The organism is Citrobacter sp. C5_2, from assembly GCF_014596845.2.
In the GTDB taxonomy this organism is placed as follows: domain Bacteria; phylum Pseudomonadota; class Gammaproteobacteria; order Enterobacterales; family Enterobacteriaceae; genus Citrobacter; species Citrobacter werkmanii.
In genome coordinates this window covers 1,170,918-1,196,074 of sequence record NZ_CP115032.1, presented here as the reverse complement: position 1 = coordinate 1,196,074, position 25,157 = coordinate 1,170,918, and the positions used below count along the sequence as shown (strand labels likewise).

The window sequence follows — 25,157 nt, the reverse complement described above, 5'->3', positions numbered from 1 at the left end:
AATTAACCTATATCTTTATCAATTGAGTGATAGACGTTGACTGTCTTTTTGGCGATTTCATACCAATTATAGTTTTGCAAATATACACGATAGTCCACGCGATTGGCTGTCACCCACTGGGTTAATTTCTCGGCCAGACTGTTCACATCCCCGACCTTAAAATAGGCTTCGGCAGGTAGCTGAACTTCCAGGTTCGCCGGAATATCACTGACCACGGCGGGAAGAGAAAAGGACATCGCTTCCAGCAACGCAATAGGCAGACCTTCGTGATATGAAGGCATCACAAACAGTTTCGCCTGTGAAAATACCGCCTGCAGCTCATCACCGCGTAAAAATCCGGTCATCACGACGCCTGGCGTGTCGGCGGCCTGCTTTTTGAGGCGAATGCTGTATTCAGTCGGATGATCCGCATCGCCAATTAACACCAGCGGCATGGTCAAACCGCTTTGTTGATAAGCGGCGATGGCGTCATGCATCCCTTTTTCTTCGACAAATCGTCCAACCACCACAAGATAATTTTTCGGCTGTAGCCTAAAGCGGGAGAGCGTATTTTCGATAGTCAGCTCAGATAATAACCGCGGATCGTTCACACCGTTGTGAATTAAATGCGCGTCATAGCGACCATGTTTTTTCTGGATCAGTTGATTAATCACCTCAGAAATCACAATCACCTCGTTGGCGTATCTCACCGCCCAGCGTTCACCCAGCAACAGTATTTTTTTGGCAATGAAACCCCATTTCTGACGATCGTAGTCAGGGCCATGGTGGGTAAAAACGACCTTTTTGCCTAAAACACGTAATAATGGGATCACAAGGCCTGGTCCGATAGCATGCACATGCACAATATCCGAATGGTCGAAAACTGTCCTCAATGCCGCTAAAACGGAATGAACAATCGCTTCCAGCGAACGTTTTTTGGGCGCCCACAGCGCATAGGTTTCGACTTTCTTATACGTTGACCGTTTGTAATTCACATACGGTGAGCGAGCGATAACACAAATATCAACATCGAGCTGCTGCTTAATAGCAGGATAAAGATTCTGGCAGTGCGTCTCCACGCCGCCCAACACATCCGGAATACCTCGTGTGCCAAAAACCGTTATTTTTTTCATACTATGGCCTGCTCAGCAGTTCTTTATACAGCGCCAGTAAGGTATCCATATGTTTACTTAGCGCATATTTTTCACTTAACCGCGCACGACCATGTAACCCCATAACCCGCGCTTTCTCTGGTGCTTCAGCCAGCGTATCCATCGCATTCGCCAACGCTTGCGCATTGCCCGGCTCGAATAAAATCCCTTCGATACCGTCACGAATTTGTTCCGGGATCCCGCCAATGCGCGATCCAATCACCGGCTTACCTAAAGCCATCGCTTCTAATATCGCCATGGAACAGTTTTCATAACATTCAGAAGGAAGGATCACCGCCCGCGCATGCTTAATAAGCTTATCGAGGGCCTCCCCTTGCTGCACATAACCTAAAAACTCGACATCCGGGTATTGGGCGACTAACTCGTCATGTAGCGGACCGTGGCCCACAATTTTTAACGGTGCTTTGTTCTGCATTTTCTTATGCGCCGCCAGCAGCGTTGCCACCCCTTTTTCACGGCTCAGGCGACCAAAGAACAACATATAGCCTTCATCGCTTGTCTCATCCAGAGGACGGCTGTCATCGACCCCATTAACGATCACATCAATGCGGGAATTCGGCAGCGTACGCAACAACACGCCGCGTAAAAAAACGCTCGGCGAAACAATCACATCCAGCGTCTGGTAATTTTGCGCAATGTATTGCCAGGTTGCCTCCAGAGAGAGCAATAAGCTTTTTGAAGCGGAACCTTCCTGACAACGATACCTGAAGGCATTAAAAACCGTGCCGGTGATACAGGCATCACACACTTTGCCGTCGCGCAGCATGGAATATGCAGGACATACAATCTTATAGTCATGCGCAGTCAGTACCGTTTTGCAGCCAAAATTGCGCGCAACTTTAATTATCGCTGGCGTTAACTGGTGGTAGATATTATGAAAATGAACGATATCCGGGCGCTCTTTTTGCAATAACGCCAGCATTTTTTTGCAGGCCTGCGAATTATGAATAAAGTTAACCGCCGTTTTGAGCCCGCCCAACAAATTACTTTCTTTGTGGTAGTCCACATTGCTGACAAAATAATCCGCATAGTCCGAGGGGAAATTTTTCTCATGCTGCATCGAGAAATCAATCACCTGTACTCCGGCCTGTTTCAGCATATCGCGCTCTTGAAAATAAACTGTTTCCGCGCCGCCTTTGATGAAAAAAAACTTATTTACTAATAAAACTTTCATGGCGTCTGCCTTAGTTATTCATGAATGATTTTACTGTCAGGCGGAGTCAACGGATCGCGTAGCGGATGTGTCAGCCCTTTAACAAGCCCCGCAGAAAGCACAGCTAAGTTCATCACGCTTTGCAGACCGTTCAATAACGACCGATTCTGCACGGTTTTCAGTATGATAAAGGCAAGCAATGGCAGAAATGCGATATCGAAAAGCTCAAGATTAAAGGTCACCGCCGCAATGAACAAAGCAACCAGGTAAACAGCAAATATCGCCTCATTTTTAACCATCTTTAAGGCGTTGATGAAATAAGGTTTTCCCCAGGCGCAGCGTAAAAATTCGCCCGGAGCCTGATAGTATCCGCTTCTCCAGCGATGCTTCAGCATCTGAAAGGTCGGCATGGTATGCGAAGTATGAATGAAATACGGAATATTCAGACGACGTAGTTTATAACCCGCGTCAAGTAAACGCAGGCCGAGTTCGGCTTCTTCATAAGCGTGCAGATTACGGTTGGTAAGATAACCAATTTTCTCAATGGCGGAGCGGCGATATAGCCCCCCGCCGCCTAAATGGTCGCTATCCCCTACGGGATAGATTTTATTAATGCGTTGCTTACGCGATTTAAATTCATAGTTAACGGCATCGTCCATTTCGACGGTTCCCGCTACGCCTGCATATTCCGGTTCAGCCTGCAAAAACGCGACAGCCTGATCCACAAACCCTTCTTCCAGTTCCATGTCGCCATCCATCAGCAACAGATATTCCCCCTCACTATAAAGGTAACCCAACTGATGTCCGACGCCACAGCAACGATCGCCAGGATCGGTTAATGACACCACAGTCACCCCTTTATCGATCGCCAACTGCTGGGTGTTATCCGTTGACAGACTATCTGCCACAATGATTTTATGTGGATAATCAACAAGCTGTTTCCGGATACTATCAATTGTTTTCTCAATACATTCAGATTCATTGAGCGTTTTAATACTCACTGAAATAAACGGTTTATTGTCCATACAATTACCCTACGCAGCGAAGGACGGTTCGACGAATCACTAAACTTGATCCTAGTGATAAATAGAACAGGAATTGTAACATCGGTATAATCATCAGTATCTGGCTGTAAGGTAAGCTAATTAAGCAAGCAATCGCAAAAGCATTAAATGCCGGAGCAAAGCTCAACAACTGAAGATCCTGCTGGTCCAGTTGTTCAAGCATCAGTAAAGGCTTGGGCTGACATATTTTCAGGATATAAATGAATAAGCTAATGAAGAGTAACGTGCCAATCACCCCCACTTCCCACAGCAGCATACTCAGAGAAGTCGAGTCGAGGATTAAGTTATAAATAATATTCAGAAAGCCTGGCGAAACCGTACTACCACTGTTAGTGGCGTTGAGTCCATAGCCAAATAACGTTCCTGAAAGCCCCCACAGATCGTTATTTTTTAGCCAGAACAGGAAGGTCGTAAAGCGCCCTAACTCCCCGGTAGACATAATGTAGTTCGGGTCAAAAATATAGCTCAAAGAGTCGATGAAAATACTCAACGAGCTTTTCGACGGATCGCCGCCAAACGCAGTAGAATAATAATACGCAAGGATCACTATCGACAGGCTAATCAGCAGCAACATCCCCGCCACAATAACCAATAACGTCTTCAGATTAACCTTGCTAACGTCTTTAACGTAGCTCGGTGAGATCCACACCCACGCCAGGAACAGCGGCGATAGCAGGATAACGAACTTTACTTCGCCAATAATACATAGCCCGATCCCGAGAACAATGTGTAACGCCATGGATTTAAACGTGGTCAGTCCGTGCTTATACTCAGAGACCTTTAACAACATAATCAGCAGGCAAAACAGGCCCATCGCAGCAGTGTTACCGCCCCCCATCGGGTCGCCGCCAAACGTGCCCACCACGGAATCCCATTTTTCATCTTCACCACGCACCGCGACACGCTGGGGAACAACCAGTAAAACCTGATAAATCATTACCGGGATCTGCGCGTAGAACACCCAGTACAAATAGCGAGTCACGCGATAAATCTGCGACTCCCGGCAAAATCCCAGCAGTAAACAGATCATCACCAGCGACAGTGCGATTTCATTTTTAAAGGCCACAATCGCGACGGTGATACCGCCCTGAATCAGAGTTGAAGCCCCGGCTAGTATCAGGAATGAGAAATACAGCGCCAGCACAATCGTCTCCTGCGCGTCGAGACGCAGCGAGCCATCCCGCGTCTGCATCACCAGTAATCCCACCATCAACAGGGTCAGAAAAAAGGGGATCCATAGCACCGACTGTATGCCGGTAAAGTATTGCACCAGGCCACACAGGATCAGGGTAACGAAGGTATAACCTTGCAAATAATATCCGGTATTCAGCGTCATAGTATCACCGGCCTGTCTTTCAGCAGATTAGCCCGCTTGTTCATTTTCAAATAAATAAAGGCGTAGCGAATAAATGTCAGTGAAGAAAACAAAATCACCGACGTTGCATAGTCTTTATAAAAATAGGGCGTCACGACAAAAGCGAATAGCACAATCGCCAGTTGCTCCAACTGGATGCGCAGAAAATAGCGATGGGAGCCAAAAATAAGCTCTATGACCGTCAGGGGGCTTATCGCCAGCGCCGGGAACAGGTAGGGTAGCATGTAGCGTGACGTTTCAATGGAGTTAATCCAGTCTTCGCTAAAACCAAGGCGCATCACAATCGGGTAGAAAATAAACACGCCAAGAGTACAGATAACCCCCAGCACCAACAGCAGCATCCGTACCCGGGTATATTCCTGATAATTAAAGGTGTTATTTCTAAAATCGATAGACCACTTGGAAAAAATAGTATTACGCACCGCGTTCCCGATGATCACCACCGGCGCCAGGCAGAAGCGGCTGACCACGGAAAAATAACCGGCTGTCAGCGCCGAAAACCAGAAGTTAATCAGCATAATCGGCAGATTGCTGCTGGCCATCGCCAACACCTCAGCGCTGCCAACTTTAGTGATGTGATGAATATTCTGTTTAAAAAAATGCCAATTGCTGGCGGGCCGCAAATGTTGGGCCGCCACCAAACGAATATCAAACGAATGCAAAATACAGCTGATGGTCAGTACCATCGTCGCGCAGGCCCATGACCAGTAGAACAGTTGCACATGGTGCGTAACCAGTATCGAAAGTAATACCACCACAGAAACAGAAATGCGCTGGAAGATCAGAAAACGAAAGTTAGCTGTGCGCAGCGCCAGGTTTTCCGAGATCAGAACCCACGCCGTAGCAAGCGTCAGTAAATAGAGAAACAGTATGCTCTGGTGAAACAACCACGCGGTCAGTACAGCGTAGGGTAAGGCGATAATCGTGCTTTGTATCAGGCAAAACACAACATTCTGTACCAGTTCGTCGTCCTGCTGTTTAGGAATTAACAGCTGTGATGCAAAGGTACAGACCTGAGCGCCCACCACGGCAATACTGTAGTTGAGCGCATAAAGCCCCACTTCAGCCATATCGTACTTGTGTGAGATCAACCAGATAGACAGCGCACCAATCAACTGCGAGATGACTGATGAACCGGCTATCGTGGAGGCGCTCTTCAGTAGACTCATACGCGGCCTGGCGTTGTCATCAGTTGATCGGTGCTGAAGTTCAGTGAACGCAGGCCCTCTTGCGTTTCAAGGTCCTTTTCTTCAACCGCATTCAGCACAGCGCCAATCACAACGCCATCATTTTCCTCGATCTTGTCCAGCGCGTTGGCTATATGTCCCGCCGAACCCGATCCGGCTTTCACGATGAAAATAACGCCATCAACGGCGCGTTTGATCAATTGCACATCCTGACTCTGATTTACTGCAGCCACATCGATAATGATGCGTTGATAGTGGGATTTCAGTTCGTTCATTAACGGCTCAAGGTGCCCGGACGACAACATCAGCAAAGAAGAGATGGTGGTCTTCCCGTGCGGGATAAAATCGAGATTATCACTGAGCTTGATCCGCGCCTGTTCAAGCTGGGTCTCCCCACGCAGCAGTTCCGCTACGCCTGCGGACGTTGCCGATGCCAACTCGGATGAGAGTCCGTCAGTATTGAAGAAATCCGCATCGATAAGCAGCGTTTTCTGATCGAAACTAAAGGAATTTGCTAACAGACTCGCCAGCAAAGAGCGCCCTTCACGGTGCTCCGTCGACGCCACGGCGAGCGTCTGTAACGGTCGATTATCCAACATAATCCGGGTACGGATACCGTGCACAATATCGGCATTCAGCGGGTTCTTCAGGATCATGTCCCGCACCTGCGCGCGCCCTGAGGTTCCACTAAAACGACGGATTTCGCCAAGCGGAGCAACGTTCAGACGTTTTTTCATACGACTCAACGTACCGATTGAGTTGTCCATCGCCGCTTTGACAATGAAATACATGATACTGAACACCACCACCAGCAGGACTACCATCACCAATAAGAGGGATTTATTCGGCTTCGCTGGTTTTAGTGCGGGAACGGCAGGATCATATAACACCGCGTCGGCATTTACGCCGGACAGCGACAGTTCCTGAGTACGTTGATACAGCGATTTATACAGATCCTCCATTTTATCTAACGACAGCTTTTGGCTATTCCAGGCATCCCGTTTTGAGGCCATTTTCTGGAAGATCTCTTTCTGCTGCGCCACCTGCTGCTGATAGTTCTTTTCATCCGCCAGCGCCGCCAGATATTGCTGGCGTAACCCCACTTTCAGCTCACCCAGAACCCGTCCGGTTTGGCTTTGGATCGACTGGACATCCGCTTCTGCTTTTAAAATAGCGGGATTTTTCGGCCCGTATACTTTGCGCAGTTCAGACAACGTGCGCTGCGCCTGAATTAATGCGATACGTAAATCCTGAATCTGGGCGTGGTTAGAGACCGAAGGTAGTGAGATAACGCTCTCCACCGACCGCCCTCCGCTGTTCACCTCGTTATAGACAGATTCTGCGGCAACGCGACGCTGGGTCGCATCAGCCAGACGATTGGTGACGATACTTAACTGCTCGGTTTCAAAACCATCGATACCGCGAAAAGTCAGCAGCCCGGCGTTTTTCAGATAGCTGTCCATTTCCTCTTTTTGTTTCGCTATCGACTTCTGAATCTCTTCCATTTTTTCAAAATTCAGTTCGCGGGCTTTCTCTACTTTCAGGCGCTTTTGCTCAACCGTATAGTTGATGAACGCCTGCGCGACGCCGTTGGCAACGTCAGCAGCCATCAGCGGCGAGGGGGATTCATAGGTGATAGACGCCAGGTTCGTTGTACGAATACCGATGACATTCAGGTTTTTCGACAACGTTTTCAGCGCTTGCTCCATCCTCAACTGCCGGCTCTCATTGCTTTCCGCTCCCTGGGTACCGGCTTTTTCCCCGGTAAATTCCGGGTTTTCATCCAGTTTCATATCGCGGACGGCTTGCTCAAGCACAATACGCGAATGCATCAACGCATATTGCGTTTCATAGTAACCACTGCGCGTTGAATCGAAACCATCAACCTGTGGGAATGGAGAAACGTTATCGGCCTGGGCTTTAATCAGTACCGTCGCCGTTGAGACATACTTTGAGGACATCATGCTGATTAATGGGTATGCCACGACCCCGGCAACGATACCGGCCAGTGCGATTTTCCAGGCGTTCTTTTTCAGCTCTTTGGCAAAGCGGGAGAATTCAACCGTACTTTCTCGTTTTTTGCCGTTTTCCACTATAGATAGTTTCATCGTCAGAAGAACCCCATGCCAATAATCACGACATCCCCAGGATGAACAGAGTGCGTTAAATCGACATTCTCAAGCAGCTGATTGCTCCCCGACAGGCGAATGTTGATATCTTTTCGGTCAGCACGATCTGTAAATCCGCCCGCCTGCGCAATTGATTTCTCGACGGTAAGACCTGGCTCCCAGGCAAATCCGTTCGGGCTTTTCACCTCGCCCGAAACATAGTATTTACGGAACTCGGCAATACTTACCGTCACCATCGGCGTGGTAAAGTAATCTCCCGTCAGCCGTTGAGTTAATTCGTTAGTCACCTGTTCGACAGTTTTATCTTTTAATTTAAGAGCGCCCACAAACGGGAAATTAATCTCCCCGCTCTTATCCAAAATAAACCGCATCGTCATATCAGGTTGACCGTGAACAGCGATATTGACAGTATCCCCCGCCCCAAGCCGGTAATCCTGCTGAACAGTAGCAGGATCATCCATTAATCTCGGGCTGGACGTTGTGCATCCGACCACCAGGATACTGAATAGCAAAAACGCGCACAGTTCTATTATTTTCATTTTAGATCTGAACCTTAGCTTTAAGCATAATCATAGAATTATCATAACCCAACGTTCTAATAACTTCCTGGTTGTCGTTGGGACCGATATAAAACGAGTCAGTATCCTTATTCGAATTCAATGTATCTAATTGATATTTAATCTCAAAATTAACCGATGGCGTATAGTCGTAGCTCATGGTTACACTAAATACCCCATCTTTATCATGCCGATCCTTGTTCTGTTTTTTATAGTCTTCCGCAGTGTATGAATAATCCAGCAAAGTCGAAAAACGATTCCCTAACCAGAAATGCTGGTAAGAAATGCCATACTGGGTCACTAAAATGTATCCCCCAACTTCCGACGGGTCTTTAATACTTTGTGCCGAGTGGGCTGTGAAAACCGACTGTTGCAGCGGCTTCCACTCTGCTTTTATGTCCCAGTTGAGGCCATTAAAATCATGCGAATTTGTGCTGTTTTCAAATGTTTTGTACAACCATGAAATATTCATGTCGACGTTAGTTTTTCCGGTCAACTGCGACTTCATGCCGTACAGCAAATAGTACTCATTAGTATCTTTTTCTGAGTTGTTGTCATAGCGACGCTGGTTAGTAATAAAGCTATAGCGAAAACGTGTTCTGGAAGTGTATTGGTCAAAAATTTCCGCTACCAGACTATTTTCATGCCATTCCTGTTCCTGAATGTAATGGTAAAAATCCTCACTGGTATCCTGCACATCAGAAGTATTACCGAAAGTCAGTTTTTTGTATAACAACGCCAGTTCAGCTTTGCCACGCCCCTCTGGCGCGCCGTAGCTGTAGCGTAATTCACTGTTGATGAAATTTGTCGTCAACGGTGATTTAATCCCATACTGCTCGAACTGGCCCGGTAAAAAGCCCTCGGTAATGCCGCGGCCGCGGGATTCATGTCCAAGCGAATCCTCCAGATTGAGGGTTAAGCCATGCTTGAGTCCATAACGCCAGGCCCCGTTAAAACGGAAAAAATGATCGGTGTAGTTATCAGCAGAATCGCTCGAGTAGTTACGGTAATCCCCAGAGTACATCAGTAAATACTTATCCTGACCGCGCTCGCCGATCATACTCAGCACTGGCGCTGCGCTCTGAAACGAGGAACCGACAGCATCGCTGTTATGTGGCTGATAAGTCACGTTATCATTATAACCATAATCCACAGCAACCTTGCCCTGGAAGTCGATCCCCGCAAAGCCTATGTGTGATTTCGGTGTTAAATCAGCCCATGCGGACTGCGTTATCACGATTCCGGCAATAACGATTAATTTAGTATGCATTCTTACCGACAAATCCTTTGAAAATGGTTTTAATGATAATTTTTATATCCAGCCATAATGACCAGTTTTGAATGTACTCAATATCGTACTGAACCCGTTTTTCCATCTTATAAAGCGCATCGATTTCCCCACGAAAACCGTTAATCTGCGCAAGTCCGGTGATGCCAGGCTTTACCTTATGGCGGATCATGTAATTTTCGACCTGTTTACGATACTGCTCATTATGCGTAACCGCATGGGGTCTGGGACCCACAATCGACATACTTCCCTGCAATACGTTAATAAATTGCGGAAGTTCATCCAGCGATGTACGGCGTAAGAAACTACCGAATTTCGTCACCCGCGGATCATTTTTCGTAGCCTGAATTACCGTCCCGGAATTCTCCATAACGCGCATAGTGCGAAATTTCCAGACCTTAATTTTTTGCCCACTCAGGCCATACCTGTCTTGTTTGAAAAAAACCGGCCCACGAGAAGTGAGTTTGATACCAATAGCAATAACCAACATCAGCGACGAAATCATCAGCATAATGATACTGCCAAGCACCAAATCCTCCGCCCGCTTAATAAACGAACCCGCCCCTTCAAACGGTGAGCTAAAGATACCGATGGTTTGCAGGTTGTGGATAGAGCGTAGCTTGGACATATTGTTGCTGTAGGTATAAAAGTCAGGAACAATATAGGTATCTACGGTGGTGTCTGACATCATAGCCAGGAAATGGCGGATGCGGTGCAGCGCCACCATCGGTAAAGCGATATATATTTCGTCAATATTTCCCAGTCGGGCTTCCTCAACCAGATTAATCACCGGGCCACGAAAGGGGCTTTTGATCTTATCAACGATGTCGCCACAGCGCGATAACGCCCGCTCATCATAAAAAGCCAGATCCAATTTGATATTGGCGTACTCATACAGTAACGCGCTTTCCGCGGCCAGACCATTGTCGGTCAAACCAATAATCGCCACGCGCATACTCTTTTTCGTTGAATATTTAAAAATAAAAAAGCGAATGTAATAAAGAAAAGGTAATGGAATGAAGTACCAGTAAATAATGGCAGAATAAAAAGGCGAAGGTAAGCGGTCTAAGTAACCGAGGGACGCCGGTTCTGCCACTGTCATACTCACCAGCTCGTTAAAAAAAATAGCCAGCAGCGTACAAAAAAGTAACCGTTTTTGATTACGTAAACCAATCGTTTTAATTTTTTGCTGATAAATCTTGATATATTCAGCAAACAGCAAAAAAAAGACTGAAAACAGAATGCTCAGAATAGCAATGGTGTTAAATGGCATCAACCCCAGCAGATGGGCACTAAAAATTAGCGTCACATTAATAACGATAAAATCAACCAGTTTTAAAAAGACTGGATATCCTTGACTGCTAATCTTTAGCGATTTTTTTAGCATATCTCAGCCCATTATCTATTGATATTTAATTATTTTTTTCTCATTTCATGTTGCTAATTATATCACAAGTCTAAAAAACGCAATGACCCATTGTCAGTAAATGTAAAAAATAATGTTTATTAGTGTGACGCAAACCACCCATTCGCTCTCATCATTATGATTTTAAAGGAAATTAATGCAAGATAAGTTTTAACCACCAAATCAAAAAAGTTCATTTTTTACAACAAAATCATCATTGACAATTAACAAAACATAGTCTATGAAAAACGTTTTATGTATGACAAATTTCACTACAGCTTTGCTTGATTTATTCTGAACCCACCTTTCATTGTGGCTAAACGCTGTAATTAAATAACAACAAATACCTTATGGTGATATTTAAAAACGCAACAATAACAAAGTTAATTACTTTTAATTATATTTGAGCGCCGGGCGCCACAATAAAAATATATCAGGCAACAACGCTTAAAAAGCGCACCCGCACGCTTAACCCACCTAATGTTTCGCTGCGTGCCAGCTGCGGATGCGTACGGTGTAAGCGAGCAATGTCGTTAACCAGCGCCAGACCAATTCCTGCGCCAGGGACATTGCCAACGTTATCGAGTCGATGAAACGGTAGCATCGCCTGATGAACCATCTGGTCATCTATACCTGGCCCGCTATCCTCAATCATCAGCACCACGGCTTCGCCTTCACGCTGCAGTCGGGCAGTCACCACCCCATGCGCAGGGGTGTATTTCAGGGCGTTATCCAGTAGATTTCCACACAGCTCGCCGAGCAGGACTTCATCGCCCTCAATCCACACCGCGCCCTGTTCCCCCTCATAACCCAGATCGATAGCTTTACTGCGCGCCTGCGCCAGCCGGGTAAAACAGCTGCTTTGCACCACCTCATACAAATTAACCGGTGAGAAGTGCTTTTCTTCCTGCTCTTTGCGCTTCACAGCCGACAGCTGAAGCAGCCTTTCCGTCAGCTGAATAGTGTTATCCAGAGTCACGCTCATGGCCTGTAAACTCTCGAACCATTGCTGAGGCTGCGGGCTGGCGAGGGCTACCGCCGCCTGAGTTTTCAGTACCGCTAACGGCGTTTTAAGCTGATGGGATGCGTCCGCGCTGAAGCGTTCCTGACGAGAGATAAGGCCACGAAGTCGGTCCAGATAGCGGTTGAATGCCACAATCAGCAGACGGGTTTCCGACCACGGCAACAGTTCCGGCAACGGCGTCAGCAGCCCAGGCTCACGACGCACCATCAGCGATGACAACTGGCGCATCGGACGTAGCACCCGACGCAGCAGCCAGCCAACCAACACCAGCGTGAGCATTACCAGCAGTCCTTGCGAAACCCACGAGGAGAACAGCAGCTGTCGCGCCAGATAACGCCGCGATTGCAGCGTTTCAGCGACATAAATTTCCGCCATACCGGTAATGCCGCCCTCGTTGACTGGCTGAAGAAGACGTGCCACGCGGATTGCCTCGCCGCGATATTCAGTGTGATAAAACCACGCCAGCGCCGGATAAAGCCGGGTGCGCGAGGTTGCAGGCGGCATCGCAGGTAAATCGTCATAACCTGATATCACCTTCCCCGCCGGGTCGACCACTTTGTAATACAGCCTGTCATTCATATTCAGTTCAAAACTGTCCAACACCACCCACGGCACATTCACTTCCAGTCGTTTATTACGTACCACTAACCGCTCAGAGACGGTTCTGGCGGACGAGAGCAGGGTCCGATCATACGCCTGCGTCGCCGCCTGTAACGCGCTGACATAGCTGTTAAATGCCGACAGTCCCCACAGCAACAGCAGCGGTAATCCCAGAAACATCAAAAGTTGCAGATACAACGACTGGGGCTTAACCCACTTCATCGCTACGCTCCAGCACATAGCCCAGACCACGTAACGTGGCGATGCGCACATCGCTTCCCTGAAGTTTTTTACGCAGACGATGGATGTACAGTTCGATACTTTCGGGGCTGACCTCATCGCTTAGACTGAAAACCTGTTCAAACAACTGCTGACGCGAAACCGGGCGCAACCGGCGGTACATCAGCACCGTCAGCAGAGCCTGTTCACGCGGCGTAAGCGCCAACGGTTGTCCCTGTAACATAAAATAGCCTTCATCATGAAACGCCAGCTCCCCCAGTTGCTGTATGCCTTGCACCTGCCCCGCGCTGCGACGAAGCAAAGCCCGCAGCCGGGCATCAAGCTCTTCGATTTCAAACGGTTTTGCCAGATAGTCATCGGCCCCGACATTTAACCCTTTCACCCTGTCGGCCACCGCGCTGCGCGCCGTCAACAGCAGAACGGGGAGCGTCTGACCGCGCTTGCGCAGCCGCTGGACGACTTCAAGACCGTCCAGCCCCGGCATATTGATGTCCAGCACCGCCAGCGCATACGTTTCGCTATGTAAAAGATGGTCGGCCGCCAGGCCATCAAAAACGCAGTCGACGGCAAAACCGTTTTGCACCAGCGCTTTCTCCAGCCAGTGAGCTAACTCACGGTTATCTTCCGCTAATAAGAGACGCATATCACATCCTGTAAAGTTTCTGCCGCATTGAAAGGGAATTGAAAGGTTAATGTTTTAACAATCACGCAACCGAACTACTACACATCGGCTCACATAATCACAAAAATCTTCTTCCGTACCCGAAAATCCGGTTTTCCGGTGTGAGGATAAACAATGAAAAAACAATTACTTCGTACCCTTACTGCAAGCATTTTACTGATGAGTACCTCTGTTCTGGCAGAACAAGCGCCATCGCGCACCGAATGTATCGCCCCGGCGAAACCCGGCGGTGGCTTCGATCTCACCTGCAAGCTGATTCAGGTGAGCATGATGGAAACCGGCGCTATCGAAAAACCGATGCGCGTAACCTACATGCCCGGCGGCGTTGGCGCTGTGGCCTATAACGCAATCGTCGCTCAACGCCCGGCTGAAGCGGGTACCGTGGTGGCTTTCTCCGGCGGCTCCCTGTTGAACCTGTCACAAGGTAAATTTGGTCGCTATGGCGTGGATGACGTGCGCTGGTTGGCAAGCGTGGGCACGGATTACGGCATGATAGCCGTACGCCAGGACTCACCATGGAAGACGCTGAAAGATCTGCTGACGGCAATGGAAAAAGATCCTAACAGCGTAGTTATTGGCGCGGGTGCCTCAATCGGTAGTCAGGACTGGATGAAGTCGGCGCTGCTGGCGCAAAAAGCCAACGTCGATCCGCACAAGATGCGCTATGTGGCCTTTGAGGGCGGCGGTGAACCGGTTACCGCGCTGATGGGCAATCACGTGCAGGTAGTTTCCGGCGATCTCAGCGAGATGGTGCCTTATCTCAGCGGCGACAAAATCCGCGTGCTCGCGGTGTTCTCTGAAGAACGCCTGCCGGGTCAGTTAGCCAATGTGCCAACGGCCAAAGAGCAGGGTTACGACCTGGTGTGGCCGATCATTCGTGGCTTCTACGTTGGACCAAAGGTCAGCGATGCCGAATACCAGTGGTGGGTCGATGCCTTTAACAAACTCCAGCAGACTGAGGAATTTAAAAAGCAGCGCGATCTCCGCGGCCTGTTCGAGTTCAACATGAGCGGTAAGCAGCTCGACGAGTACGTGAAGAAGCAGGTCACGGATTATCGTGAGCAGGCGAAAGCCTTCGGTCTGGCGAAATAAGCGCAGAGGCAAAGATGATGAGCGATCGTATTTTTGCAGGTATCTGGCTGTTGCTCTGTATAGCCGGGCTGTTCGTGGCCTGGCAAATCACCAGCGAATACAGCTATGAGCCGGTTGGCCCGCGTCCCTTTCCGCTGGGCATTATCAGTCTGATGCTGTTATGCGCCGTGGCGCTGCTGTTGCGCCACCCGGACACCATCAGTTGGCCTCGCCGCCATGTGCTGCAAAAGCTGCTGACGATGGTGATTGTTCTGTTGATGTACGCCTGGGGTTTTGAATGGCTCGGTTTTCCCATCGCCACCGCCATTCTCACCGTGGTGATTGGCATGCTGTTCGGCGCAACCATTCCGGCTGCGGGTATTTCCGGCGCGGTGCTCGGCATTCTGTTGTGGTATGCCTTCGACCGGCTGCTTGACGTCACCTTACCACTCGGCGCCTGGCTGGGTTAACGGAGAAACGATGGATACCTGGATTTATCTTTCTCAGGGTTTCGCGGTGGCGATGACGCCGGAAAACCTGGTCATCGCCTTGATTGGCTGTTTTGTTGGCACCATCGTCGGGCTGCTGCCCGGCCTCGGGCCGATTAACGGCGTGGCGATCCTGCTGCCGCTGGCTTTCGCTTTGCACCTGCCGGCTGAATCTGCGTTGATCCTGCTGGCGACGGTCTACATTGGTTGTGAATACGGCGGGCGTATCTCCTCGATCCTGCTGAACGTGCCCGGCGATGCGGCAGCGATTATGACCGCGCTGGATGGCTACCCGATGGCGCAGCAAGGGCGTGGCGGCGTTGCGCTCTCTATCTCGGCGGTCAGCTCATTCTTTGGTTCGCTTATCGCTATCGGCGGCATCATTTTGTTTGCCCCAGCGTTAGCCCAATGGTCGCTGTCCTTCGGCCCGGCCGAATACTTCGCCTTAATGGTTTTCGCCATTGCCTGCCTCGGCAGCATGATGGCGCAAAATCCGCTGAAATCATTTCTGGCAGCGCTTATCGGTCTCGGCCTCGCGACCGTCGGCGTGGACGCCAACACCGGGGTTTATCGCTTTACCTTTGACAGCGTTCATCTCTCCGACGGTGTGCAGTTTATCGTGGTGGTGATTGGGTTGTTCTCTGTCTCAGAAATACTGTTAATGCTGGAACATACCAGCAGCGGCCAGACGCTGGTGCGTAAAACAGGCCGCATGTTGTTCAACGCCAAAGAAGGCGCACAGTGCGTAGGCGCAACCCTGCGTTCATCGGTGATTGGCTTTTTCGTCGGCGTTCTGCCTGGCGCAGGCGCCACCATTGCCAGCGCTATCACCTACATGACCGAGAAAAAGCTCAGCGGCAACAGCGACAGCTTCGGCAAGGGTGATATTCGCGGTGTGGCGGCACCTGAGGCCGCGAACAATGCCTCGGCCTGTGGCTCTTTTATTCCGATGCTGACGCTCGGCGTTCCAGGCTCCGGCACCACGGCGGTGATGATGGGTGCGCTGACCCTGTACAACATCACCCCTGGCCCGGCGATGTTCACCGAGCAGCCGGATATCGTTTGGGGACTGATTGCAGCGCTGCTGATTGCCAACGTGATGCTGCTGGTGATGAACATCCCGCTGATCGGCCTGTTTACTCGTATGCTGACTATCCCGCTGTGGTTTTTGGTACCGGCTATCGCGGCAGTCTCCGCGGTTGGCGTGTACGCCGTTCACAGCACGACCTTTGACCTGGTGTTGATGGTCGCCCTTGGCGTACTGGGCTACATTCTGCGTAAGATGCACTTCCCGATGTCGCCGCTGATTTTAGGCTTCGTTCTCGGGGAAATGCTGGAGCAGAACCTGCGCCGGGCGCTGTCTATCAGTAACGGCAGCATCGATATTCTGTGGGCCAGCGGCGTAGCGAAAGTGCTGCTGGTGATGGCGGTACTGGTTATCGTTATCCCGCCGGTGCTGCGCCTGATCCGTAAGCGCAACAGCAAACCACAGGTGGATATCGGTTAGTAATATGCCGGATGGCGCTGGCCATCCGGCATTTTCATCTTAATTCCTGAACTGCACTAAGAACGTGCTCGACAAACCGCGTCAGCTTCGGCAACGCACGCAAATCTTGCCGCCACAGCAGATGAATGGGTCGTGGCTGCGGCGTAAACGCCTCCAGCACCCGCACCAGCCTGCCAGTAGCTAACTCTTCCGCCAACAGCACCTCCGGTTGTAACAACAGCCCCGCCCCCGCCACTGCCGCCATACGCAGGCCATGACCATCGTTACAGCGCAGGATCGCATCGCGCTTCCATCTGACTTCGCCTCCCGCGCCCGGTAGCATCCATTCGTTACGGGCCGTCCACACGGTGTGGGACAGGCACAAATGATCCACCAGATCCGCGGGCGTGAAGGGGGTGCCATGACGAGCGAGATAATCCGGTGACGCGCAAATCGCCATACGGTACGGACACAGGTATTTCGCCACTACATCAGTCTGATGGATATCGCCAATGCGGATCGCCAGGTCAACTCCTTCATTCACCAGATCGACCATCCGATTGGTCAGATCCAGTTCAATGCGCACTTCCGGCCAGGCCTGTAAAAACGCGGCGGCCAACGGCGAGATAACGCAGGCGCCAAAGGAGGTCGGCGCGCTGATGCGCAGCGTCCCCGCAGGCGCCAGCCGCAGACGCTCCACTGAGCGTTCGGCTATCGACACCTGTTCCAGCACACGCCGGGCTTCTTCAAAATAGACACGACCGGCATCGGTCAGGCTCTGGCGACGTGTGTTGCGCTCCAGCAGGCGCGTACCGAGTTGCGTTTCAAGGTGGGTGATGTACTTCCCCACCATCACCGCAGACATCCCCAGTCGCGTGGCCGCGGTGGTAAAGCTCCCGCTCTCCACCACCGCGATAAACGTTTCCATGCCGCGCAGTTTATCCATATTACAAACCTCTGGTTAGTAATCATCTAACTTTTGGCCAGTTTATCCGATTTCATTTTCATTAAAGAATAGCGGCTCACACTATTGCGGAGGTGGTTATGAAAATCGTTATTGTTGGTGCCAGCGGTACGGTGGGTCGTGCAGTTACGGAAGCATTAAGCCGTAAACATGAAGTGATCCGTGTGGGCCGCACGCAGGGAGATTACCAGGTTGATATCACCTCCCAGGAGAGTGTCGAGGCATTGTTTGAAAAAGTCGGACGGGTAGATGCGATCGTTTCCGCCACCGGCAATTTGTTCTTTGGGCCGTTATCCACCATGACCGATCGGAATTTTAATCAGGGTTTACAGGATAAGCTGTTAGGCCAGATTCGTCTGACATTAACCGGGCAGCATTTTCTCAATGATGGCGGCTCAATTACGCTCATTAGCGGCATCATCGCCCATGAACCCATCGCGCAGGGGGCGAATGCGGCAACGATCAATGCCGGTCTGGAAGGATTTGTTCGCGCGGCGGCCTGTGAGCTGGGGCGTGGGCTGCGTATCAACCTGATTAGCCCAACCGTGCTCAGTGAATCCGCCGCAGCCTACGACGATTTCTTTCCGGGTTTTGAAAGCGTCCCGGCCGCTACCGTTGCCAACGCCTATCGCCGCAGCGTGGAAGGCATCCAAACCGGGCGTACTTATAAAGTAGGTTACTGATAAAAGCCTGACCTCGCCTCTTACGTCATCAGTAAGAGGCAAGCCACTGCCTATTTTCAGGCACCCGTTTCGTTTCTTATTCGCGCATTAATATATTCCACGGCCTGAGAGACATCCATAATGCCGTTAATTGCATTCGTCACACCTTGCCCGATAATAATCTCTGCCTGGCGCAGGTTGAAAGGTTCACCTTTACTTCCCTCAGACTCCCTTATTCCCGTCATGCCTTTTTCATTCAATAAATTAAACCACGGGTAGAGATTGAGAACGTTTTGATCGTGACATATTCCAGACCAGGCGCTATTTCCTCCCAGCAAAACCAGATGGCGCGCAATTTCATCGGAATAAAGCCAATGAAAGAACTGCTCAACCTGTTTTTTCTTTTTACTGTAGCGGGACATTCCAATGGAACCGCCCCCCAATTGTGGAAGTTGCCCCGGTACAGGAGCATAGCCAATAGTGGGCGCTATGGCCGTGTGCGCCACATCGTTGAACAAATTGAGATACATGATCAGCATGGCAAGATTTCCACGCTCAAACTGTTTTACCGCGTCACTCCACCACTCACCGGGCAGATTCACGGCGATAGAAAGCTGTTGTAGATATTGTTCGAGTGCAGTTGCGGCAAGTGAAGGCTCGAGTTGTACCGGCTCGCCTTCGCGCACCAAACGCCCACCGAGCGCGTAGTAACGCAGCAGATACTCGGTAGCAATAAGCCCCGAGCTTCCCAGCGTCACCGCTGTTCCCATCGGGCGCTGTCTGTTTTCTGGCTGATGTAATTGACTAAAGAAAGCCGCTATCTCATCAAATTGCGCAAAGCTCTCTGGCAGCGTTAACTCTTTTCCCGTTGCTTCATAAAACATCCGTTTAATCGTCGCGTCTTCAAACAGATCTCGTCGATAAAACAAAAGCTGCATACTGGCATCAAAGGGTATTGCCCATGCGGTCCCATTCACCATGCTGAAGTGCTGTTGAATTTGCTCAGAGAAATTTTCCAACAGCAATGGAAGCTCAGAAGAGACGGATTCCAGCGGCAAGAGTGCTTTCTCTGCAAACCACGGAAAACACGCCATATCGATTCGCAGTAAATCGTAATAAGGATGTAGATGAAGGTGGGAGAGGATTTCAAAAACTTCATCATAGGGATAAACCGCAAGATTTACCTTAATACCGGTCTGGCGATAAAAGTGGGGTAACAGTTTCTTCAACGCATCAGTCGAAGGACTCGGTAAAATTAACATATTCAGCGTCGCCTCTGTTTCAGGCGGCGGCACGTACTGTCCATTCCAGGAAAAACCGCAATTTGTCAGAATACGATGCTTTTCTTTACTTTTAGGCAGGCGAATACTGGAGGCAATAGTTGTCCCCAGGCGACCATAATCCATCTGGTAGCTGGTGATCCCGTCGAAGGATGCAGGGAGATTATCACTCAGTTGCAATATCGGCGGGCAGGACTGGGAGCTACCAAACCAGGCTGCTTGCGTCAGTGCTCGCGTTCTCTCAGAGTCCTGGACAATAAACAGATCGGGAATTGCCCCGCGAAAAAAGTCAAAAGCGACGGTGTTAGCTTCACTGGCATGTGCAGGTAAAATCGTAAGCTTCGTATGCGGACTTAATTCCCGGCAGGTTTCCTGTATCGCCTGAGTAAAGCTCGCGCTATGGGAAAACTCCAGACGTTCGCAAAAAACACCAATATGGCCCGGCTGCTGCGCCAGCGCCCTCCTCGCTATTTCTTCGCCTGCTGTCACATAGTCAAGGCTAAAATAACAAACTGCGCCGACAGGCTGGCGATATGCAAACAAAATATTTTCCGGGGAAAGCCTGAGCAAGTCGTAATAGGGCTGACTGTCATTCAGGCAACTGACCGAGACAACAGCCTGATAAGACTTTGCCGCCAGCGTTTGCAGAATCTCCAGCTCAAGATTAGGCAGATCGTTGGTCAGGTAAAGGTCAATCGGTTCGCTTAATGAAGGCTGCCAAACCTGATGCAATCCCCGATAGAGTTGAAAGTACTGTTCGGCATTGATGTCGGGCAGAATCAATGCCACTCCCTGACTTTTGCTGGCTCTCAACGATTGCGCCTGCGCATTCAACTGATAGCCAACTTCTCGGGCTGCACGTTGAACCGCTTCAATCTTCTCGACGCTTACATTCCCTCTGCCATTGAGCACATTCGAGACAGTCCCATGCGACACACCGGCAATTCTTGCTATGTCTTTGATAGTTGGCATTTTTACATCCTTCCCCTGATGCTTTGATGCTAGCACGGCGCTCATCAGGAAACTATCTTCAGCACTAAAATTTGAACGTTACAATATTAAAAAGTGCATTTTATAAGCATGTCATAATAAAAGCCTGACGCTATCGATAGACACACCTCATTCACGTAGAAACACTAATACAATGAAATTTATGTATAAATTTTATAATCTTTGAAGAGGATCACTTCTGAGGCAAAAGATCGTTGTTCATATAAAACACTGGAACCATAATTGACACGTTCCAATTACGTTTTATTACATAAACGTCTAAAAAAACAACAATCACATTTGTCATTAAGAGGGAAACATGAAGATTCATTTTCTGGGTACCGCTGCATCTGAAGGGCTCCCCAATCCTTTTTGCCGTTGTGAGCACTGCCAGCAAGCCCGCATTCGTAAAAGTAAAGACTTACGCACACACTCTTCAGCGATTATCGACGATGAACTGCTCATTGACGTGGCGCCTGAATTCAGCCAACAACTGCTGCGAGATGGCCTGGACGCAACAGAGATCAGATCGCTATTGTTCACACATACTCATCCCGATCATTTCAACGTCGGCGATCTTTTTAGCCGTATGGAAGGGTATGGATTTGAAATTACTCATCCGTTGCACATTTTTGGTAATGACCGTGCAATTAACGGTGCTGCGGAAGTGTTACCAGGCTACAGCGCTGAAAGATTTGCTTTTCATTGCCTGGTGCCCTTCGTGACCGTTGAAACTCGCGGATACCGCATCACTCCGCTGCTGGCTAACCATGCCAAGTGGGAGCTTTGTTATACCTGGTTTATTGAAAAAGAAGGCCAGTCAATTTTCTACGGACATGATTCAGGCTGGTTTCCTGAGCTCACATGGCAATGGCTGAAAGGGAAAAAAATCGATCTGGCTGTCCTGGAGTGCACCTACGGTTTTAATGGTGATAATCGTACAAATAACCACATGAGTCTGGAAACCGTCTTCGCCGCCAGAGACAGGCTTGCGGAACTCGGTTGCCTTGAGAAAAATAGCCAACTTATCGTCTCGCATATATCACACAGCGGAGGTCTGCTGCACGACGATCTCGTTGCGGCATGCGACAAAGAGAACATTCTTGTCGCCTGGGACGGGCTTAACCTGAGCATCAACCAGTAAGGATATGCAATATGGACCTTAATAAAACACCACGCCTGTTGATTATGATGTTCATACAATATTTCATGCAGGGTGCCTGGAATATGACCATGGGGCTGGTATTGAGCACCTATGGTATGGCAACAATTATTGGCTCATCCTATGCTTTGCTTGGCCTGGCGACTATTCTTTCCCCGCTATTTATTGGCATGGTCGCCGACCGCTTCTTTGCGTCACAAAAAGTCATGGCGATCCTGCATTTAATTAATGCTGGTGTACTGTTGTTTGTTCCGCAATTTATTGAGGCACAAAACACAGGTATGACGTTAACCATGATTTTCCTGGTTGGTCTGCTGTTTTATCCAACAACTGCGCTGGCGAACAGTATCAGTTTCAGCCACATTAACGGGGTAAAATACTTCCCATTTATTCGTGTATTCGGCACATTTGGCTTTATGGTCATCGGCTTTATCATTGGTGAAATGGGTTATTCTGGAAATACCATCACCTGGTATATTGCGTCGGCCTCCGGTGTTGTTCTCGGCCTGTACTGTTTTACGTTGCCAAATACCCCACCGAAAGCAAAAGGAAGCGTGTTTACGCTTCGCGATCTGTTATGTCTGGATGCTCTGGCGCTCTTCAAAGACCGCAGCTTCTCGGTTTTGATGCTCAGTATTTTTGTCCTGATGATCCCAAAAACGGCTTATTCCGCCTATATCCCGGTCTTTCTAAAAGCGCTTGGATTCGATAACGCCGCCTCAATGATGCAGGTTGGCATCGCTTGTGAAGTTATTTTCATGTTCCTGCTGTCGTTCTTCTTACTGAAAGCTGGCTTCAAAATCACGCTGATGTTAGGCGCCGTCTGCTGGATCATCCGCACACTATTATTTGCTAATGCCTCGCTGGATGCCAACATGATGTTTGTGCTGATCGGCCTGATGTTACAAGGATTCTGCTGGGACTTTTTCTTTACCGTGGGCGACATTTATGTTGACCGTAAAGCAGCGCCAGAGATTAAAGCACAAGCCCAAAGCTTGCGATTTATCGTCTCCAACGGCGTTGGTCTGCTATTTGCCTCCACCGTATGCGGGCAAATCTTTAACAACACCGTGACGGAACAAGGTCCAGAGGCGTTGCCACAATGGGAAACATTCTGGCTAGTTTCAGCAGGCGTTGCCGCAGTGGTCAGCGTATTCTTCCTGATTTTCTTCCGGGACGATATTTCGAAACGCAAAACGGACCTCACATTGAAAAAAGCAAACTCCTGATCGTTAAAGACTCTCTCATTAAGGTAATTGCATGAATAATCTGGCCGCCATCATCAATGAGCAAGGATTGTTGCCTTTAACTACGATCATCAAAATCAGTATTGCATTTATTCTGGGTGGCATTATTGGCCTGGAAAGAGAATCGAAAGGGAAACCGGTCGGCTTCAAAACCTGCGTTATTTTATCCGTAGCCAGCTGTGTATTAACTGTCGTATCAATACAATCTGCTGAATACTATGCAGAAATTTCGATGAATATCCGTAGCGATCCTATGCGCCTGGCGGCGCAGATTATCAGCGGCGTTGGTTTTCTCGGTGCGGGAGTCATTCTGCACCGACACGACGATGCTATCTCTGGTCTCACGACTGCGGCAATTGTCTGGGCATCTGCAGGGGTGGGAATCACCTGCGGAGCCGGTTTTTATTTTCATGCTGTTTTTGCCACGGCTTTATTTTTATTAGCGATCAAACTAAGCCCATTCATTATCTTCTTACAGACCAGAAATCAGTTTCCCGGAAAAGTGAAAGTGCGGGTTATTCTTGATGAACGAAACGCTGTGGAAAGTCTGATAACCCGCATTCATCAACAGAAAAACATTATCGAAAACATCACTATCAGGGATATCAAGAAGGGCAAAATTGAAGTTAATCTCAAAATCGTAATTCGTCAAAAGATGACCTTGCCCGACTTATATCACGATCTGACTCATGTGGAACACGTCTGCGCCATCGCCCTGGAACATTAATACACCTTATCTTCCTCTTTAAAATCAGGGGCTTTCGCCCCTGAAATAGCCACTCAGTATCCATCCAGCCTCTAAATCCTTACCTTTTTCAATGTTAAATAATTGTTGTTTTTGATCACAAATAAGAAACAAACAAGCTCATTGTGTGCGCGTTTTTCAAAAATGTAGATATTTTTAATTTATGGCTACGAAACGAGCTGCGCCATATCTCCCTGACAATCTACTGAGAGGATCGATTTGATGAACGCACTGACTGCCGTACAACCGAACGCTGAAGATCCAGCCCAGCACTACAGAGGTTTCACACTGAAACCATCAGTCCAGTCTCCACGTCTGCTGGAGCTGACTTTTTCTGCCGAGACCACTGAGCAATTTCTACAGGCCGTCGCGCAGTGGCCGGTGCAGGCCCTGGAATACAAATCTTTCCTGCGCTTCAAAGTGGGCAAGATCCTTGATGATTTGTGCGGCAACCAGTTGCAGCCCCTGCTGCTGAAAACGCTGCTCGATCGTGCCGAAGGCGCGCTGCTGATCAACGCCGTCGGCGTGGATGATGTAGCCCAGGCTGAAGAAATGGTCAAACTGGCGACGGCGGTCGCACATCTGATCGGACGCTCCAATTTTGATGCGATGAGCGGTCAATACTATGCCCGTTTTGTGGTGAAAAACGTCGATAACTCAGACAGCTATCTGCGCCAGCCGCACCGTGTTATGGAGCTACATAACGACGGAACCTACCTTGAAGAAATCACCGATTACGTGCTGATGATGAAGATCGACGAGCAGAACATGACCGGCGGTAACTCGCTGCTGCTGCACCTCGACGACTGGGAACATCTGGAGCAGTACTTTACCCATCCGCTGGCGCGTCGCGCGATGCGCTTTGCCGCGCCGCCAAGCAAAAACGTCAGCAAGGATGTGTTCCATCCGGTATTTGACGTTGACCAGCAGGGCCGCCCGGTAATGCGCTACATCGACCAGTTCGTCCAGCCGAAAGACTATGAAGAAGGCGTCTGGCTGAGCGACCTGTCCGATGCGCTGGAAACCAGCAAGAACATTATTTCCGTTCCGGTTCCTGTGGGTAAATTCCTGCTGATCAACAACCTGTTCTGGCTGCACGGCCGCGATCGCTTCACCTCGCATCCTGACCTGCGCCGCGAACTGATGCGCCAGCGTGGTTATTTCGCTTACGCGAGCAACCACTACCAGACCCATCAGTAAGGGCGAA

General features: G+C 49.4%; 21 protein-coding genes. 8 read left to right on the top strand and 13 right to left on the bottom strand.

Annotation, left to right across the window (positions count from 1 at the left end; all coding sequences use genetic code 11):
- Positions 1-2: 2 nt before the first annotated feature.
- From ICA20_RS05850 to tctD, 11 genes are all read right to left on the bottom strand, one after another.
- Positions 3-1,112: a glycosyltransferase family 4 protein gene (locus ICA20_RS05850; protein ID WP_038632877.1), complete on the bottom strand. Its 1,110-nt coding sequence runs from the start codon at positions 1,110-1,112 to the stop codon at positions 3-5.
- Position 1,113: 1 nt separating this feature from the next.
- Complete coding sequence (locus ICA20_RS05845) at positions 1,114-2,325, bottom strand: glycosyltransferase family 4 protein (RefSeq protein WP_129695020.1); 1,212 nt, start codon at positions 2,323-2,325, stop codon at positions 1,114-1,116.
- Between the two features lie 14 nt (positions 2,326-2,339).
- Positions 2,340-3,329 carry a glycosyltransferase gene (locus tag ICA20_RS05840; RefSeq protein WP_038632880.1) on the bottom strand — a complete coding sequence of 330 codons (990 nt, stop codon included), beginning with the start codon at positions 3,327-3,329 and terminating at the stop codon, positions 2,340-2,342.
- Positions 3,330-3,333: 4 nt separating this feature from the next.
- Entirely contained in the window at positions 3,334-4,704 is a 1,371-nt protein-coding gene (locus ICA20_RS05835) for a hypothetical protein (RefSeq protein WP_038632883.1), read from the bottom strand.
- Entirely contained in the window at positions 4,701-5,912 is a 1,212-nt protein-coding gene (locus ICA20_RS05830) for a capsular biosynthesis protein (RefSeq protein WP_038632887.1), read from the bottom strand. The genes ICA20_RS05835 and ICA20_RS05830 overlap by 4 nt, the downstream gene beginning before the upstream one ends.
- A complete protein-coding gene (locus ICA20_RS05825) occupies positions 5,909-8,038 on the bottom strand; it encodes a tyrosine-protein kinase domain-containing protein (protein WP_038632890.1) in 2,130 nt (709 codons plus the stop codon). The genes ICA20_RS05830 and ICA20_RS05825 overlap by 4 nt, the downstream gene beginning before the upstream one ends.
- Positions 8,039-8,040: 2 nt before the next feature.
- On the bottom strand, positions 8,041-8,598 hold the full coding sequence (locus ICA20_RS05820; protein ID WP_038632893.1) for a polysaccharide biosynthesis/export family protein: 558 nt from the start codon (positions 8,596-8,598) through the stop codon (positions 8,041-8,043).
- 1 nt (position 8,599) lies between these two features.
- The gene (locus tag ICA20_RS05815; RefSeq protein ID WP_038632896.1) at positions 8,600-9,886 is read right to left on the bottom strand and encodes an outer membrane beta-barrel protein; all 1,287 of its coding nucleotides are present in this window, start codon (positions 9,884-9,886) and stop codon (positions 8,600-8,602) included.
- Complete coding sequence (locus ICA20_RS05810; RefSeq protein ID WP_038632899.1) at positions 9,876-11,291, bottom strand: undecaprenyl-phosphate glucose phosphotransferase; 1,416 nt, start codon at positions 11,289-11,291, stop codon at positions 9,876-9,878. The genes ICA20_RS05815 and ICA20_RS05810 overlap by 11 nt, the downstream gene beginning before the upstream one ends.
- Before the next feature lie 451 nt (positions 11,292-11,742).
- Positions 11,743-13,155 carry a sensor histidine kinase gene (locus tag ICA20_RS05805; RefSeq protein WP_038632902.1) on the bottom strand — a complete coding sequence of 471 codons (1,413 nt, stop codon included), beginning with the start codon at positions 13,153-13,155 and terminating at the stop codon, positions 11,743-11,745.
- Positions 13,142-13,816, bottom strand: coding sequence for a transcriptional regulator TctD (tctD, locus tag ICA20_RS05800; RefSeq protein ID WP_038632905.1), 675 nt, complete (start codon positions 13,814-13,816; stop codon positions 13,142-13,144). Before tctD ends, ICA20_RS05805 begins: the two co-directional genes overlap by 14 nt.
- A gap of 153 nt (positions 13,817-13,969) precedes the next feature.
- Between tctD and ICA20_RS05795 the strand changes: the two genes are divergently transcribed.
- From ICA20_RS05795 to ICA20_RS05785, 3 genes are read left to right on the top strand one after another with little or no spacing between them, the layout of a single operon-like run.
- Positions 13,970-14,947, top strand: coding sequence for a tripartite tricarboxylate transporter substrate binding protein (locus ICA20_RS05795; protein WP_038632908.1), 978 nt, complete (start codon positions 13,970-13,972; stop codon positions 14,945-14,947).
- Between the two features lie 14 nt (positions 14,948-14,961).
- A complete protein-coding gene (locus ICA20_RS05790; protein ID WP_087856208.1) occupies positions 14,962-15,396 on the top strand; it encodes a tripartite tricarboxylate transporter TctB family protein in 435 nt (144 codons plus the stop codon).
- Positions 15,397-15,406: 10 nt separating this feature from the next.
- Positions 15,407-16,921, top strand: a complete 1,515-nt coding sequence (locus tag ICA20_RS05785; protein WP_038632911.1) for a tripartite tricarboxylate transporter permease — start codon at positions 15,407-15,409, stop codon at positions 16,919-16,921.
- A gap of 34 nt (positions 16,922-16,955) precedes the next feature.
- On the opposite strand, the gene ICA20_RS05780 is transcribed toward ICA20_RS05785, so the two are convergent.
- Positions 16,956-17,846 (bottom strand): LysR family transcriptional regulator, encoded by an 891-nt coding sequence (locus ICA20_RS05780; RefSeq protein ID WP_038632914.1) that lies wholly within the window; start codon positions 17,844-17,846, stop codon positions 16,956-16,958.
- Positions 17,847-17,944: 98 nt separating this feature from the next.
- Between ICA20_RS05780 and ICA20_RS05775 the strand changes: the two genes are divergently transcribed.
- On the top strand, positions 17,945-18,547 hold the full coding sequence (locus ICA20_RS05775) for a short chain dehydrogenase (RefSeq protein WP_038632917.1): 603 nt from the start codon (positions 17,945-17,947) through the stop codon (positions 18,545-18,547).
- A 56-nt stretch (positions 18,548-18,603) separates the two neighbouring features.
- On the opposite strand, the gene ICA20_RS05770 is transcribed toward ICA20_RS05775, so the two are convergent.
- Complete coding sequence (locus ICA20_RS05770; protein ID WP_038632920.1) at positions 18,604-20,778, bottom strand: extracellular solute-binding protein; 2,175 nt, start codon at positions 20,776-20,778, stop codon at positions 18,604-18,606.
- A 337-nt stretch (positions 20,779-21,115) separates the two neighbouring features.
- Between ICA20_RS05770 and ICA20_RS05765 the strand changes: the two genes are divergently transcribed.
- From ICA20_RS05765 to glaH, 4 genes are all read left to right on the top strand, one after another.
- Complete coding sequence (locus ICA20_RS05765) at positions 21,116-21,940, top strand: MBL fold metallo-hydrolase (protein WP_038632923.1); 825 nt, start codon at positions 21,116-21,118, stop codon at positions 21,938-21,940.
- A gap of 11 nt (positions 21,941-21,951) precedes the next feature.
- Positions 21,952-23,187, top strand: coding sequence for an MFS transporter (locus tag ICA20_RS05760; RefSeq protein WP_038632926.1), 1,236 nt, complete (start codon positions 21,952-21,954; stop codon positions 23,185-23,187).
- Between the two features lie 31 nt (positions 23,188-23,218).
- A complete protein-coding gene (locus ICA20_RS05755; protein ID WP_038632928.1) occupies positions 23,219-23,932 on the top strand; it encodes an MgtC/SapB family protein in 714 nt (237 codons plus the stop codon).
- 240 nt (positions 23,933-24,172) lie between these two features.
- On the top strand, positions 24,173-25,150 hold the full coding sequence (glaH, locus tag ICA20_RS05750) for a glutarate dioxygenase GlaH (RefSeq protein WP_038632931.1): 978 nt from the start codon (positions 24,173-24,175) through the stop codon (positions 25,148-25,150).
- Positions 25,151-25,157 lie beyond the last annotated feature (7 nt).

Bases quoted from the DNA above. Each gene is read 5' to 3' on its own strand.
- ICA20_RS05850 (WP_038632877.1), bottom strand. From the start codon at position 1,112: ATGAAAAAAATAACGGTTTTTGGCACACGAGGTATTCCGGATGTGTTG.
- ICA20_RS05845 (WP_129695020.1), bottom strand. From the start codon at position 2,325: ATGAAAGTTTTATTAGTAAATAAGTTTTTTTTCATCAAAGGCGGCGCG.
- ICA20_RS05840 (WP_038632880.1), bottom strand. From the start codon at position 3,329: ATGGACAATAAACCGTTTATTTCAGTGAGTATTAAAACGCTCAATGAA.
- ICA20_RS05835 (WP_038632883.1), bottom strand. From the start codon at position 4,704: ATGACGCTGAATACCGGATATTATTTGCAAGGTTATACCTTCGTTACC.
- ICA20_RS05830 (WP_038632887.1), bottom strand. From the start codon at position 5,912: ATGAGTCTACTGAAGAGCGCCTCCACGATAGCCGGTTCATCAGTCATC.
- ICA20_RS05825 (WP_038632890.1), bottom strand. From the start codon at position 8,038: ATGAAACTATCTATAGTGGAAAACGGCAAAAAACGAGAAAGTACGGTT.
- ICA20_RS05820 (WP_038632893.1), bottom strand. From the start codon at position 8,598: ATGAAAATAATAGAACTGTGCGCGTTTTTGCTATTCAGTATCCTGGTG.
- ICA20_RS05815 (WP_038632896.1), bottom strand. From the start codon at position 9,886: ATGCATACTAAATTAATCGTTATTGCCGGAATCGTGATAACGCAGTCC.
- ICA20_RS05810 (WP_038632899.1), bottom strand. From the start codon at position 11,291: ATGCTAAAAAAATCGCTAAAGATTAGCAGTCAAGGATATCCAGTCTTT.
- ICA20_RS05805 (WP_038632902.1), bottom strand. From the start codon at position 13,155: ATGAAGTGGGTTAAGCCCCAGTCGTTGTATCTGCAACTTTTGATGTTT.
- tctD (WP_038632905.1), bottom strand. From the start codon at position 13,816: ATGCGTCTCTTATTAGCGGAAGATAACCGTGAGTTAGCTCACTGGCTG.
- ICA20_RS05795 (WP_038632908.1), top strand. From the start codon at position 13,970: ATGAAAAAACAATTACTTCGTACCCTTACTGCAAGCATTTTACTGATG.
- ICA20_RS05790 (WP_087856208.1), top strand. From the start codon at position 14,962: ATGATGAGCGATCGTATTTTTGCAGGTATCTGGCTGTTGCTCTGTATA.
- ICA20_RS05785 (WP_038632911.1), top strand. From the start codon at position 15,407: ATGGATACCTGGATTTATCTTTCTCAGGGTTTCGCGGTGGCGATGACG.
- ICA20_RS05780 (WP_038632914.1), bottom strand. From the start codon at position 17,846: ATGGATAAACTGCGCGGCATGGAAACGTTTATCGCGGTGGTGGAGAGC.
- ICA20_RS05775 (WP_038632917.1), top strand. From the start codon at position 17,945: ATGAAAATCGTTATTGTTGGTGCCAGCGGTACGGTGGGTCGTGCAGTT.
- ICA20_RS05770 (WP_038632920.1), bottom strand. From the start codon at position 20,778: ATGCCAACTATCAAAGACATAGCAAGAATTGCCGGTGTGTCGCATGGG.
- ICA20_RS05765 (WP_038632923.1), top strand. From the start codon at position 21,116: ATGAAGATTCATTTTCTGGGTACCGCTGCATCTGAAGGGCTCCCCAAT.
- ICA20_RS05760 (WP_038632926.1), top strand. From the start codon at position 21,952: ATGGACCTTAATAAAACACCACGCCTGTTGATTATGATGTTCATACAA.
- ICA20_RS05755 (WP_038632928.1), top strand. From the start codon at position 23,219: ATGAATAATCTGGCCGCCATCATCAATGAGCAAGGATTGTTGCCTTTA.
- glaH (WP_038632931.1), top strand. From the start codon at position 24,173: ATGAACGCACTGACTGCCGTACAACCGAACGCTGAAGATCCAGCCCAG.